Raw genomic sequence first — 12317 nt, 5'->3', positions numbered from 1 at the left:
ACTTATTAGGTGTGACCCGTCAGGCTGATGCCATCGGACGTGATGCGGCGGGTCTGGTGCAAGGCCTTACCCCGCCTGCTGAATATTTGCCAGAAATCCCCAAACTCAGGCGTACTCAGCTTCAGTTTGAGCAACTGGTCTGCCGCCTCCTGACCTTGGCACTCGGTCAGATACGTAAGAGCTGCACGCCAATGGTCTGCAGCCGACCGCTGGGCATCGGCACCATCCTCAATCAACCAGAGCGACAATGGGCGCAGCAGGCTATGCACGGGCGGGGCGGCGATATGGATTGCCCTCCCACCCCCGGCCTGTAAGCGGCCAGTATCCGCCCCCAGCGGCGACTCCCCCGGTGCGCATATCTGCTGCCACCATGTTGTGACGAAATACGCATGATAGCCGTCCATATGCCCGTCAAACCCGTCTGGCGTGATGACAAAGCCCCCTGCGGCGCGCGCCAGCGCCTGCTCCCACAGGGGCGGCGGCGTGACACCGCAGTAGCGCAGCGCGATGCAGATTTCAGACAGCAGATCCACATCCTGATCAAGGCAGGCCAGAATCCCCGCATAGGTCAGGCTGCGCTGCACTGCGCCGTCCAGGCCAAGATCGCGGCGGCCGTAGTCGGAGAGGTAGAACACGATATGGGTCAGCTCATAAGCGGCCTTGCGATTGGGGATGGCGAAGGTCTGACAGCGGCGGGCAAACCGGCGCAGCCTGTCATCAAGCCCCGGATCCACCGGCATCGCGATGCCGCGTCGCGCCAAAAGCTGCCGTGCCTCGGCCCGTTGCAAATCTGACATCTCCGCCTCGACCAGCCCCTGATGGGCCACCCAATGCGCCAGCTCAGCCGCGCGGGTGTCGGGGCCAATGCGACCGGTCCCGATCAGGTCCTCATAATCGAGACAGATCGACAGGATAAACCGATAGTATTGTGGGAAAAACCGCAGCTGCCGTGCGGCGCGGTCGTAGAATGGGCGCAGGGGAGACAGGGCTGCCTCATCCCGAAAATCCACTGCGCCCACGCCTTCCCCAACCCGCTGCTGCATCACCCGAAGGAGGCTCAGCAGCTCTGCGTTCTCCTTCAGCCAATAGACATCCTGAGGCGAGCGCCGGTGGCAAGCAAAGCTCTCGACCCACGGGGCTACGGGACCAGCCACAGACGTCCCCGGTCCAGTCGGGGGCTGATGGCTGGACACCGTGCCGATGTCGGCGCGGCGGTCTTTGCGGTCGCCCGCTGCGGGACGTGTGAACGGCAGGATGACAGTCATGGATCTTGCACCAATGCGGGGTTTGCGCCCCGGTGGCAGGGCGCAAATCTGGAAGGTCGGGTCGCCGAAGCTCAGCTGCCGGAAGAGAACAGACCGGTTGCAGCACCGCTGACAGTGGCGCGGTCGGCGCGAGGCGCCGAGCCAGAGGAAAACAGCGAGGTTCCGGCGCCTTCGACCATGTCGCCGCGGCTGTCGTGATTGAGCGAGCCGGAGGAGAACAGCTCGGCCCCATGGCCGCTGTGAAGGTCAGCTTTCGGCGTTGTCAATTGCGGTGCCACGGTCTGGCGGCGCTGTGTGGATGTGGTCATGGATCGTCTCCCGTTTCAGGTGAAAAACACCCATCGACGATTGACACGGAATGCCTGCTCGACAACACGAAAGCACGCCTTTTGGTTGTTTTTACGATGGTACAACCGATGAGCTTTGCGCGGCAGTCTTCTGTTCAGCAAGCAAATAAGCGGCTTCTGCACAGGATAACCACAGAGCTGTCCACACCCCCAGCCATACAAAGCCCGAACAGATCGCCCGCCTGCCCCCTTGCAGCGCTGCAAATCGGGTGTCGCACGGCTTTGCGATATGCCGTTTTTTCGATGGCGATGATTCGGCACTGCGCCGTCGGCGCGCCCTTGCCCCCTCGCCCGGATTGGGCGATAGATCAAGCGCCCCACCCCGGGCCACAGAGGCAGGAGACCGGATATGAAAATCGCCACGTTCAACATCAATGGCATCAAGGCCCGTATCAACGCGTTGCCCGAATGGCTGGATGAGGCGCAGCCCGATGTGGTGGTGCTGCAGGAGATCAAATCCGTCGACGAGGCCTTCCCGCGCGAGCTGTTCGAGGACCGGGGCTACAATGTCGAAACCCATGGCCAGAAGAGCTTTAACGGGGTGGCGATCCTGTCGAAATTGCCGCTGGAGGACGTGCGCCGCGGCCTGCCGGGGGATGACAGCGACGAACAGGCGCGCTGGATCGAGGCGACAGTGGTGGGCAAACAGGCGATCCGCATCTGCGGGCTGTATCTGCCCAATGGCAATCCGGTTGAGCTGGACGCAGATGGTCAGCCGGTCGCAGGCGGCAAATACGCCTATAAGCTGGCCTGGATGGAGCGGCTGCGGCAGCGGGCCAAGGATCTGCTGGCCGAGGAAATGCCCGCCCTGATGGCTGGGGATTACAACATTATCCCGCAAGCAGAAGATGCCAAGACGCCTGACGCCTGGAAAGACGACGCGCTGCACCGCCCCGAAAGCCGGGCGGCGTTTCAGCGGATCGTGGCGCTTGGCTTTACCGAAGCGTTCCGCGCCCGCCATCAGGGGCCGGGACATTATTCGTTCTGGGATTATCAGGCCGGGGCCTGGAACCGCAACAATGGCATCCGCATCGACCATTTCCTGCTGAGCCCACAAGCCGCCGACCTGCTACGTGATTGCCAGATCGACAAGGATGTGCGCGGCCGCGACAAGCCGTCCGATCACGTACCGGTCTGGGTTGATCTGGACCTATAGGCGGATAAGGCTGGTGTCTGAGCGCCGGGTCGTGGTGGATCGGATCCAGCCGCGCTGGCGCACGGATCACTGATATCAGCCGGACCCCTTGAGGTCCGCAACAATATCATCTCTGCACAAACAACCTGTGCACAAACAACAAAGGGCGCATCGTTTCCGATGCGCCCGAATATCATCTCAGCAGATACCCCCGAAGGGGCAAAAGCTTATACGAGAGCCAGGTTGGCTGCGCTTTCGCGGCCATCACGACCGGCTTCGATGTCGAATGTGACTTTCTGGTCGTCATTCAATGTGGTCAGGCCTGCGCGCTCAAGCGCCGAGATATGCACGAACACATCTCTGCTACCACCCTCGGGGGCGATAAAACCAAAACCTTTAGTAGAGTTGAACCATTTTACGGTGCCATTAGCCATCGTAAGTCTCCTTAATTATGCCACCCGCGGAATGCGGCAGCTCGGCCAGTCAGTGCAAGATCGCATCGCTGAGCCGTTAGGAGCAGAAAAGTCGATAGAGATAACGTAACTCGATACCCATAGCCACCTTTGACCAACTAAGCAAGCGCCAACTGTCGCTCATCGAGTGAACAAGTCGGTGACATGGCACACATCCGCCCAAAGCGCGGCGCTGCTTAGGCCAGCGTGGTGATGGGGCCGCCTGCGCCGGGGTCGTTGCCGGTCGGGGCCGGGGTGCCGCCGGTGACGTCGTGGCCATAGATCCAGTCGAATTGTTGCACCATGCGCTGTGGGGCGAGCCGCCCGCCGAGGCGCAGGATCTGATGCGCGGGCCAGGCGAGCGGCTGGCGCAGGTGGTATTTCCAGGCATTTCCGGTGGCGGCATCCACCACTTTGGCGGCGCGGCTGCGGCGGCGCTGCTGATAGGCGGCAAGCCCCTCTTCGTCACTGCTGGCGGTGCGCAGGGCATCAACCAGAACCCAGGCGTCCTCAAGCGCGAGATTTGCCCCCTGCGCCATGAACGGCAGGGTGGGATGCGCGGCATCGCCCATAATCGCGAGGCTGCCCTGATGCCAGACCTCCGCAACCGGATGGCGAAACAGCCCCCAGAGGGCCACCTGATCGACCTGCGCCAACAGATCGACGGCGGCGCCACCAAACCCCGTGAAGGCGCTGCGCAGCGCCTCCGGGTCATCGCGGTGATGCCAGCCTTCCTCCGCCCAGGTCTTGCTTTCCTGCACGGCGACAATATTCATCAGGCTGCTGTCCCGTAGCGGATAGGTGACCAGATGGCGGCCCGGCCCCATGAAGACCTGCGCCTCGGCCGGGTGATTGTGCAGATTGGCCACGGTGGCGCGCCAGGCCACCTGCCCGGTGAAACGAGGCGTCGCAATGCCATTCAGCGCCGCCCGCGCCTTCGAATGCAGCCCGTCGGCACCAATCACCAGATCACCGCTACATTGTGCGCCATTGGCCAGATGCACCACCGGGCGGGCACCGCTGGTGATGCGGTCGACCTTTTGCAGCAGGCGGACCTTCACCCCGGCTTGACGCGCGGCATCGGCAAGGAGGTTGATCAGATCAGCGCGGTGGGCGAAGTAGAAATTCTGCCCCGGCGCATATTGGTCGAGATCGAGGCGCAGAACCGCGCGGCCCCGCCGATGGCTGCGCAGGACCACAGCGCGGGCGCGCGGCGCGCTCCAGGCCAGATCATCCGCCAGCCCCAGCGCCCGCAGAACCGCAACACCGTTGGGACTGATTTGCAGGCCGGCGCCCACCTCGGTGATCGCCTCTGCCTGTTCGAGAACCGTGACTTTTGCGCCCTGCCGACTGAAGGCCAGCGCTGCCGCCAGCCCGCCAATGCCCGCACCGATGATGGTGATTTTTCGGTCTGTCAGTCTCATCTTGTCCCGCTATCTGCACACAGGCCGGTCCGTTCTGGCCGCGCGATACCCCCAGATAAACGAAAAACGCCGGAGCAACAGGCCCCGGCGTTATGATTTTTTTTACAAATGCAAGAAAATCAGTCGTCGCGGTGGACTTTTTCCCGGCGCTCGTGGCGTTCCTGTGCCTCAAGGCTCATCGTGGCGATGGGTCGGGCATCCAGACGTTTGAGAGAGATCGGCTCACCGGTGACTTCGCAGTAGCCGTATTCCCCTTCGTCGATGCGGCGGATCGCCGAGTCGATCTTGGCAACCAGCTTGCGCTGGCGGTCCCGGGTGCGCAGCTCAAGCGCGCGATCTGTTTCTTCACTGGCGCGGTCAGCAACATCGGGGATATTGCGGGTGTTGTCCTGCAACCCCTCGATCGTGTCGCGACTCTCGGCCAGGAGTTCCTGCTTCCATTCATGCAGCTTGCGACGGAAATATTCCTGCTGCCGGTCATTCATGAAGGGTTCATCTTCAGCTGGACGATAATCATCCGGCAGAAACACTTCTTGCTTCATTTCGGTACCTTTGGTTTGCCCCATACTGCCGGTCTTCCTCGGTATTGTTTACAAACTCAGCGGCTCCCCCCGCATGCCGCAGCGTTTATCCCCTGCGTCAGCGATTGTCACTACACAATAGTACGCACAAAGGGTTAAAACCTGCATAAGAGCGCCCCCAGGGGTTGCGCAGAGGCAACGAGGCAGGAAAGAGATGCAGTTTCAGGGCACTAAGGATTACGTCGCGACCGAAGATCTGAAAATCGCGGTCAACGCCGCGGTTACGCTGGAACGGCCGCTGCTGGTGAAGGGTGAGCCGGGCACAGGCAAGACCGAACTGGCGCGGCAGGTGGCCGATGCGCTGGGGCTGCGGATGATCGAGTGGAATGTGAAATCCACCACCCGCGCGCAGCAGGGGCTGTATGAATATGATGCCGTCAGCCGGTTGCGTGACAGCCAGCTGGGCGATGAGCGGGTGCATGACGTCAGGAACTATATCAAGCGCGGCAAGCTCTGGGAGGCGTTTGACGCTGACGAGAAGGTTGTTCTGCTGATTGATGAGATCGACAAGGCCGATATCGAGTTCCCGAATGACCTGTTGCAGGAACTCGATAAGATGGAGTTCCACGTCTATGAAACCGGTGAGACGATCCGGGCCAAACAGCGCCCGATCATGATCATCACCTCCAACAATGAAAAGGAACTGCCGGACGCGTTTCTGCGCCGCTGTTTCTTTCACTACATCCAGTTTCCCGATGCCGAGACCATGCGCAAGATCGTCGAGGTGCATCATCCCGGCATCAAGGACAGCCTGCTGACCACCGCGTTGACGCAGTTCTACGAGATCCGCGATACAGCCGGGTTGAAGAAAAAGCCGTCGACGTCGGAGGTGCTGGACTGGCTGAAGCTGCTGTTGGCCGAGGATCTGACGGCGGAAGATCTGAAACGTGATGGCGCAGACGCGCTGCCAAAACTGCACGGCGCGTTGTTGAAGAACGAGCAGGATGTGCATCTGTTCGAACGGCTTGCCTTCATGGCGCGGGGACGTCGCTGAAGAGACGGCCCAACGAGACAGATGGCCTGCGCGTAACACCGTATATGATGGCTTGCGGCTGACGTATCTGGTGCTCTCTTCTGGTGCGATCTGGGCGGTCCGATCTTTTGCAGTGCAGTGAAGGGAGCAAGATTTGCGGTCATTACCATTGCGTGGCACGGCCTTTTGGGCGCTGATTGCCCTGCCTGTGATCAGCGGGCTTTGGCTGGCCATTGGGGTGGGCATCCTTGCGGCGCTCAGCCCCGGCTATTCCCATGTCAGCCATTTTATGAGTGTGTTGGGAGCCGCCGGGAGCCCGTTTGCCGCCTGGACGAACTATGCGGTGTTCATCCCGACCGAACTGTGGTTCCTCGCCTTCCTGGCGCTGCTCAATACTCGCCTGCCTGACCGGCGGTTGACGCGGGTGTCATTGATCCTGCTGGCCGCCTATGCGGGCCTTCTCATGCTTGCGGCCGGACTGCCCTGTGACGCGGGATGTGACGGCGGAGACGCAGGGCATAGCGCGATCCATATCGCCCATATGATCGCCGCAGCCACGGCCTATCCTCTGGCGCTGATTGGCCTGTTCCTGTTGGTGCTGAGCCTCCCGCGACCTTCGCTATTGCGGCGTCTTGCGCTGCCGTCCATGGCTGTCGGGTTTGGTCTGTTCGGCGCCATCATTGCTGTACCGGAGGCACAGGGCCTGTTCCAAAGACTGCTGGAAGCGTGGATCTACGCGCATTTCATTGCGCTGGGGGTCCACGCCGCCTTGAGCCTTCGCCCTCAGTAGGCCTCGCGCAGGAAGCGTTCGACGCGCTCGGGGTCGTCCTCGATCATGCGCAAGAGGATGCGGGCGGGGCGTTCCGGCAGGCGGCGGCCCTGTTCCCAGTTGCGCACCGAGCCGAGGCGAAAGCCGAAATGACTGCAAAACCGCTCCTGCGACATGCCGAGGGTTTTGCGCAGGCGTACAACGTCCACCATCGGCACCTCTCGGCTGGCCATGGTCTCCAACGGCGCTTTGCCGGAAATGTCGTCCTGCATCTGCTGAAGGGCAATGGCGTCGCGGTCCGCTTCGCTTTGCTGGCGGATACGGCTGCCAGTCCCATTTCGGCTGCCATTGGTGCTGCCTGTCTGATGTCCTGCCATATCAATTGCCCTCCTTCAGCAATGCTTTGATCCGGGATTTGACCACATCGAGGGCCAGATCCCGCACCACCCGTGCGCCCTGCGCCATTCGTCCCGAAAGGCGCGGATCCCGCTCTCGGCGGTGAATTCTGAGCACATAGACCATCATCAGATCAGGACTGGCCTGATGGATACGGTAGCGCAATGTCAGATCCCCGGCGGCATGGTGGTAATCTTCATCCGTCTTGCGCCCGATGGTGGGGTCGCGCACCAGGGTGGCGATCAGCCGGGCCAGCTCATCCTCGTCCAGATAGGCGTGAATGGCGTCCTCGATCGCGACCGGGGTGATGCGGTAATCCACCCGCAGGCATTTCTGTGTCTCTTTGCGTATATACGCCATTGGCGTAGCCTTTTCAACCTGTCTCTGCGTTTACCCCTGATTAGGGGCAGATGATCCTGCCTCACACCGCAGCGCGAGCCCCTGCATTTCCGCCCTGATGCCCGAGGGTCGGCGGGCCCTTGCAGGAGAGGTGTTGCCGGGGTGCCCTTCTCTTTGCGGCTCTGCTGCGCTATGGCCAGCCATAACATTGATTTTTAACCCTGTCTTGGCACAAGCTGGGGCTGTCCTGTCGCAGGAGAGATCGCTTGTTCATATTCCGGCCCCGTATGCTGTCCGCTGGCCCTCTCGCAGGGCGGCTGCCCTTTTTGCGGCGCTGGCGCGACTTTGCGGCTCTGGCCATGGTGGCGGCGCTGGCAGCATGCGGCGCCGAGACGCGGCATACGCCCCCGAGCCGCACCGCTACGGCAGTGGCACCGCTGGCCCCGGCCAAGAGCTTTGCCCGCGCGCATCCGGTGGCGCCGCAACGGGCCAACAGCGATATCGCACGGGATTTCCTCGACCTGCATTTCCAGCTGGAAAGCGGCACTGCCCTGCCCGTCTTTACCCGTTTTGAACATCCCATCACCCTGCGCCTCATCGGTCAGCCCACCAAGAGCCTGAACCGGGATCTGGCAGCCTTGCTGCAACGGTTGCAGCGCGAGGCGGGGCTGGATCTTCGGCTGTTGGGCGAGAAGACCACGGGCCTCGCTGCCAATATCACCATCGAGGCGGTGCCGCGCAAAGCAATCCGCCGCGCCTCGCCGCGTGCGGCCTGTTTCGTGGTGCCCAATGTCAGCTCGCTGGCGGAATACCGTCGTTCCAAGCGCAAGCCCGGGACCAATTGGGCCAATCTGCGCGCGCGCCAGAGACTGGCGATTTTTGTGCCCAATGATGTCAGCCCGCAGGAAACCCGCGACTGCCTGCATGAAGAGCTGGCACAGGCCATCGGGCCGCTTAACGATCTCTACCGGCTGTCGGATTCAGTGTTCAATGACGACAATGTGCACACGGTGCTGACCGGATTCGATATGCTGATCCTGCGGGTGGGCTATGCGCCCGACCTGCGCAGCGGCATGACGCGGGCTGAGGTCGCCGCCCGTCTGCCAGCCATTCTGGCGCGGCTGAACCCCGGCGGGGCTGGTCGGGCTGCCCAGCCGCTGCCCGCCACCTCACGCGACTGGATTCAGGCGACTGAGGCGGCGCTGACACCAGGCACCAGCCGCGCCAATCGCCTCAGAGCGGCGCATCGCGGGGCGGCGATCGCCCGTGATCTGGGGTGGCAGGATCACCGGCGGGCCTTCAACCACTATGTGTTGGGGCGCATTCTGCAACGGGATGATCCGGAGCTGGCGCAGCAGCATTTCGAGACCGCGCTGATCTATCTGCAGGGGCGGTATGACAGCCCGCTGCTGCGCGCCCAGATCGCGAGCCGCATGGCTGCCTTTGATATTATCCGCGGAGATGGCGAGACCGCACTGGCGCGGATCCGGCCTGCCCTACCGGTTGCGGCGCGGGGCGAAAACGCGGTGCTGTTATCTAGTCTGATGCTGCTGGAGGCCGAGGCGCTGTTGTTGCAAGGCCAAACTGACGCGGCCTATGCGGTGAGACTGGACAGCCAGGGATGGGCACGATACGGATTTGGCCCGGATTGGGCAGTGCGCAGCGCGATGACCGAAATTGCGGCCCTGGCGCCGCCGCGCTGATCTGCGGCCTGCGCAGGGCCAGCAGCGTCACGGCTTGACCCGGAACTGAGCGGCCCCACCTGAGACATGAACATTCTTAATATACGGACATCGACATGATCGTAATCGGCGCATTGCTTCTTGGCGCACTTCTGGGGGCCCGCACGGCCCAAAAACGCGGCGGCAGCCTGGCAGATAAGCTGCAATATGGCGCTGCATACGCCATGGTTTTTGCTATTCTGGGGTTGTTTGCGACCATCCTCGCCGACCGCATGCTGCTCTGACGCAGCGCGCGGGGTGCGAGATGCCCCCTGACCAGCCCTGACGGAGACCCAGATGTTTCAGCCCTTCTTTGAAAACCTGCGCAAGGCGGCGGTTCCGGTGTCCTTGCGGGAATATCTGACCTTTCTCGAAGGGATGAAGGCGGGGCTTGCGACCTACGATATCGACGCCTTCTACTATCTGGCGCGCGCCGCCATGGTGAAGGATGAGCGCAATATCGACAAATTCGACCGCGCCTTTGCCACGACATTCTCCGGGCTGGAGGCAATCCCCGCCGAGGCGGTGATGGAGGCCGTGGATATCCCCGAAGAGTGGATCCGCAAGATGGCGGAAGAGCACCTGAGCGAGGAAGAGCGCCGCGAAATCGAGGCGCTCGGCGGGTTTGAAAAACTGATGGAAACCCTGAAAGAGCGGCTGAAGGATCAGGAAAGCCGCCATCAGGGCGGCAACAAATGGATCGGCACGGCGGGCACCTCGCCGTTTGGGGCCTATGGCTACAACCCCGAGGGCGTGCGTATCGGCCAGAAGGAAAGCCGCCACCAGCGCGCGGTCAAGGTCTGGGACAAGCGCGAATTCAAGAACCTTGATGGTGATGTCGAACTGGGCACCCGCAACATCAAGGTGGCGCTGAAACGGCTGCGCCGCTGGGTGCGCGAGGGCGCGTCCGAGGAGTTGGACCTCTCAGGCACCATCCGCGCCACCGCCGAACACGGCTATCTGGACGTGAAAACCCGCCCTGAACGCCACAATGCGGTGAAGGTGCTGCTGTTTCTTGATGTCGGCGGATCGATGGACCCGCATATCAAAGTGGTGGAAGAGTTGTTCTCGGCGGCGCGCAGCGAGTTCAAGCATCTGGAGTATTTCTACTTCCACAACTGCCTCTATGAAGGGGTCTGGCGCGACAACCGCCGCCGCTGGGATGCGCAGATCCCCACCCATGAGGTGCTGCGCACCTATGGACCGGACTATAAGTGCATTTTTGTCGGCGATGCCTCGATGTCGCCCTATGAGATCGCCTATCCGGGCGGCGCCAATGAACATTGGAACCCGGAGGCCGGTCAGGTCTGGCTAGAGCGGGCGCGGGCGCAATGGGCCTCACACCTCTGGATCAACCCGGTGCCGGAGGCCTATTGGGGTCATACCCATTCGATCCAGATGATCCGGGAGATCTTTGCGGATCAGATGGTGCCGATGACATTGGCGGGACTGGAGCGTGGGATGCGGGAGCTGACGCGTTAGGCCCGGCAGCCTGCACAAGCCACGCGCGGCGAAAGCTTGCCAAGTCACCCCGCCTCGGGTAGACCAAGCGCCAGAGAATTGGAGAGTTTATGTCCTGGTGAAGAAGGGGCGGCAGAGGCCACCCCGGTTTGCAGATTGCCCCGGAGAATGCCGCCTGCCCCTATCGGCAGGTGTCAGGGAAAATTTGCGCGACATTCATCAGACATACAGATCCGGGCCGACCCCGCGATCACACCAAGAAAGACATTCCCAATGACAAGGGACTATTCCCAATTCCTGAGCCCCGCCTCCGCTGACAGATCTGCCGATACCGCGCGGCCGCTGAGCCCGCTGGAGCATCTGGGCTGGCAAAGCTTTTTCTCACAGCAAACCGATCTCGAAGAGATCGCCAGCCACCCGCCCGTCCGTATCACCGAAGTGAACCGCAGCGGCCTGCGGGCCATGGGCGACGGCATCGACATGGTGATCCCCCCCGGCCCCGAGGCCACGGTGGGCGACTGGCTGATGCTGGACGCCGAGCTGCCGACCCACAGTCGGGTGCTGGAGCGCAAAAGCCTGATCCGCCGCCGCGCGCCGGGCAAGGATCGCAAGGTCCAGCTGATCGCGGCCAATATCGACACGATGTTCGTGGTCACCTCCTGCAACGCGGATTTCAATGTCGCGCGGCTGGAACGGTTTATCGCCATGGCCTTTGACGCGGAGGTGACGCCGGTGATCGTGCTGACGAAGATCGACCTCTGCGAAGATCTTGAGCCCTATGTCACCCAGGCAAAAGCGATTTCCGATCTGGTTGAGGTGGTTCCGCTGAACGCCAAGAGCGAAACCGCGCGCGAGGCGCTGGCGCCCTGGGTCCGGGCCGGGCAGACGATTGCCTTTCTCGGCACCTCCGGCGTGGGCAAATCCACGCTGACCAAGGCATTGGGCGATGACCTGGATATCGCGACCCAAGGCATTCGTGAGGATGACGCGCGGGGACGCCACACCACGACCCGACGGCAGCTTTACTTCATCGCAAACGGCTGTGGCGTGCTGGATACGCCGGGGATGCGGGAGTTGCAGCTGACCGATGCGGCCAGCGGTGTCGGCGATGTCTTTGCCGATCTGGAAGAGCTGGCGACGCAGTGCCGATTTCGCAACTGCGCCCATGAAGGGGAGCCGGGCTGCGCGGTGCAGGCGGGCATTGCCGCCGGTGAAGTTGACGCCAGCCGGTTGGACCGCTGGCGCAAGCTGGCTGCGGAAGAAGCCTTCAATTCAGCCTCTCTGGCGCAGAAACGGGCCAAGGACAAGAGCTTTGGCAAGATGGTGAAGACGGCGAAAACCATCAAGAAGCGCAGCCGCAAATAGCCGCTAGCACAGGTTTCAGACAGGACAGAAGGGCGCCCGATATGGGCGCCCTTTGATGTGGCGGCTAAGGCTTGGCCCCACAAGAAGGC

The 12317-nt window shown here is 62.1% G+C and carries 14 protein-coding genes; 7 read left to right on the top strand and 7 right to left on the bottom strand.

From position 1 onward, the window contains the following. Positions 1–5 precede the first annotated feature (5 nt). Entirely contained in the window at positions 6–1265 is a 1260-nt protein-coding gene (locus J4721_RS03110) for a hypothetical protein (protein ID WP_211002083.1), read from the bottom strand. Positions 1266–1336: 71 nt separating this feature from the next. Next, complete coding sequence (locus tag J4721_RS03105; RefSeq protein ID WP_211002082.1) at positions 1337–1573, bottom strand: DUF6749 family protein; 237 nt, start codon at positions 1571–1573, stop codon at positions 1337–1339. Between the two features lie 388 nt (positions 1574–1961). On the opposite strand from J4721_RS03105, the gene xth reads away from it, so the two are divergent. Continuing rightward, positions 1962–2768, top strand: coding sequence for an exodeoxyribonuclease III (xth, locus tag J4721_RS03100; protein WP_102869738.1), 807 nt, complete (start codon positions 1962–1964; stop codon positions 2766–2768). A gap of 206 nt (positions 2769–2974) precedes the next feature. On the opposite strand, the gene J4721_RS03095 is transcribed toward xth, so the two are convergent. From J4721_RS03095 to dksA, 3 genes are all read right to left on the bottom strand, one after another. Further along, positions 2975–3181, bottom strand: a complete 207-nt coding sequence (locus J4721_RS03095; protein WP_211002081.1) for a cold-shock protein — start codon at positions 3179–3181, stop codon at positions 2975–2977. A 215-nt stretch (positions 3182–3396) separates the two neighbouring features. Next, positions 3397–4623 carry an FAD-dependent monooxygenase gene (locus tag J4721_RS03090; RefSeq protein WP_211002080.1) on the bottom strand — a complete coding sequence of 409 codons (1227 nt, stop codon included), beginning with the start codon at positions 4621–4623 and terminating at the stop codon, positions 3397–3399. A 119-nt stretch (positions 4624–4742) separates the two neighbouring features. Next, positions 4743–5165 (bottom strand): RNA polymerase-binding protein DksA, encoded by a 423-nt coding sequence (dksA, locus tag J4721_RS03085; RefSeq protein WP_036767290.1) that lies wholly within the window; start codon positions 5163–5165, stop codon positions 4743–4745. A gap of 193 nt (positions 5166–5358) precedes the next feature. On the opposite strand from dksA, the gene J4721_RS03080 reads away from it, so the two are divergent. Beyond that, positions 5359–6198, top strand: a complete 840-nt coding sequence (locus J4721_RS03080; RefSeq protein ID WP_102858228.1) for a MoxR family ATPase — start codon at positions 5359–5361, stop codon at positions 6196–6198. Positions 6199–6331: 133 nt separating this feature from the next. Continuing rightward, complete coding sequence (locus J4721_RS03075) at positions 6332–6967, top strand: DUF998 domain-containing protein (protein ID WP_211002079.1); 636 nt, start codon at positions 6332–6334, stop codon at positions 6965–6967. On the opposite strand, the gene J4721_RS03070 is transcribed toward J4721_RS03075, so the two are convergent. Both J4721_RS03070 and J4721_RS03065 read right to left on the bottom strand, forming a co-directional pair. Then, positions 6961–7323, bottom strand: coding sequence for a DNA-binding transcriptional regulator (locus J4721_RS03070; RefSeq protein WP_014879640.1), 363 nt, complete (start codon positions 7321–7323; stop codon positions 6961–6963). The two genes, J4721_RS03075 and J4721_RS03070, sit on opposite strands and share 7 nt — an antisense overlap. 1 nt (position 7324) lies before the next feature. Beyond that, the gene (locus J4721_RS03065) at positions 7325–7702 is read right to left on the bottom strand and encodes a hypothetical protein (protein ID WP_014874215.1); all 378 of its coding nucleotides are present in this window, start codon (positions 7700–7702) and stop codon (positions 7325–7327) included. A 266-nt stretch (positions 7703–7968) separates the two neighbouring features. Here J4721_RS03065 and J4721_RS03060 point away from each other — a divergent pair, with 266 nt between their 5' ends. The 4 genes from J4721_RS03060 to rsgA all read left to right on the top strand — a co-directional run bounded on the left by J4721_RS03060 (position 7969) and on the right by rsgA (position 12228). Continuing rightward, positions 7969–9384 (top strand): DUF2927 domain-containing protein, encoded by a 1416-nt coding sequence (locus J4721_RS03060; RefSeq protein ID WP_211002286.1) that lies wholly within the window; start codon positions 7969–7971, stop codon positions 9382–9384. A 95-nt stretch (positions 9385–9479) separates the two neighbouring features. Next, entirely contained in the window at positions 9480–9647 is a 168-nt protein-coding gene (locus tag J4721_RS03055) for a hypothetical protein (protein ID WP_027247599.1), read from the top strand. Between the two features lie 52 nt (positions 9648–9699). Beyond that, positions 9700–10884, top strand: a complete 1185-nt coding sequence (locus J4721_RS03050) for a VWA domain-containing protein (protein WP_211002078.1) — start codon at positions 9700–9702, stop codon at positions 10882–10884. A gap of 252 nt (positions 10885–11136) precedes the next feature. After that, positions 11137–12228, top strand: a complete 1092-nt coding sequence (rsgA, locus tag J4721_RS03045) for a ribosome small subunit-dependent GTPase A (protein ID WP_211002077.1) — start codon at positions 11137–11139, stop codon at positions 12226–12228. Positions 12229–12317 lie beyond the last annotated feature (89 nt).

It is taken from the genome of Phaeobacter sp. HS011, assembly GCF_018101215.1.
Classification (GTDB): domain Bacteria; phylum Pseudomonadota; class Alphaproteobacteria; order Rhodobacterales; family Rhodobacteraceae; genus Phaeobacter; species Phaeobacter inhibens.
Note: the sequence above shows the minus strand (reverse complement) of the source record. Positions and strands in the feature narration are given on the sequence as shown.

Coding starts and splice junctions, on each gene's coding strand:
- J4721_RS03110 (WP_211002083.1), bottom strand. CDS start 1,265: ATGACTGTCATCCTGCCGTTCACACGTCCCGCAGCGGGCGACCGCAAA.
- J4721_RS03105 (WP_211002082.1), bottom strand. CDS start 1,573: ATGACCACATCCACACAGCGCCGCCAGACCGTGGCACCGCAATTGACA.
- xth (WP_102869738.1), top strand. CDS start 1,962: ATGAAAATCGCCACGTTCAACATCAATGGCATCAAGGCCCGTATCAAC.
- J4721_RS03095 (WP_211002081.1), bottom strand. CDS start 3,181: ATGGCTAATGGCACCGTAAAATGGTTCAACTCTACTAAAGGTTTTGGT.
- J4721_RS03090 (WP_211002080.1), bottom strand. CDS start 4,623: ATGAGACTGACAGACCGAAAAATCACCATCATCGGTGCGGGCATTGGC.
- dksA (WP_036767290.1), bottom strand. CDS start 5,165: ATGAAGCAAGAAGTGTTTCTGCCGGATGATTATCGTCCAGCTGAAGAT.
- J4721_RS03080 (WP_102858228.1), top strand. CDS start 5,359: ATGCAGTTTCAGGGCACTAAGGATTACGTCGCGACCGAAGATCTGAAA.
- J4721_RS03070 (WP_014879640.1), bottom strand. CDS start 7,323: ATGGCAGGACATCAGACAGGCAGCACCAATGGCAGCCGAAATGGGACT.
- J4721_RS03065 (WP_014874215.1), bottom strand. CDS start 7,702: ATGGCGTATATACGCAAAGAGACACAGAAATGCCTGCGGGTGGATTAC.
- J4721_RS03060 (WP_211002286.1), top strand. CDS start 7,969: ATGCTGTCCGCTGGCCCTCTCGCAGGGCGGCTGCCCTTTTTGCGGCGC.
- J4721_RS03055 (WP_027247599.1), top strand. CDS start 9,480: ATGATCGTAATCGGCGCATTGCTTCTTGGCGCACTTCTGGGGGCCCGC.
- J4721_RS03050 (WP_211002078.1), top strand. CDS start 9,700: ATGTTTCAGCCCTTCTTTGAAAACCTGCGCAAGGCGGCGGTTCCGGTG.
- rsgA (WP_211002077.1), top strand. CDS start 11,137: ATGACAAGGGACTATTCCCAATTCCTGAGCCCCGCCTCCGCTGACAGA.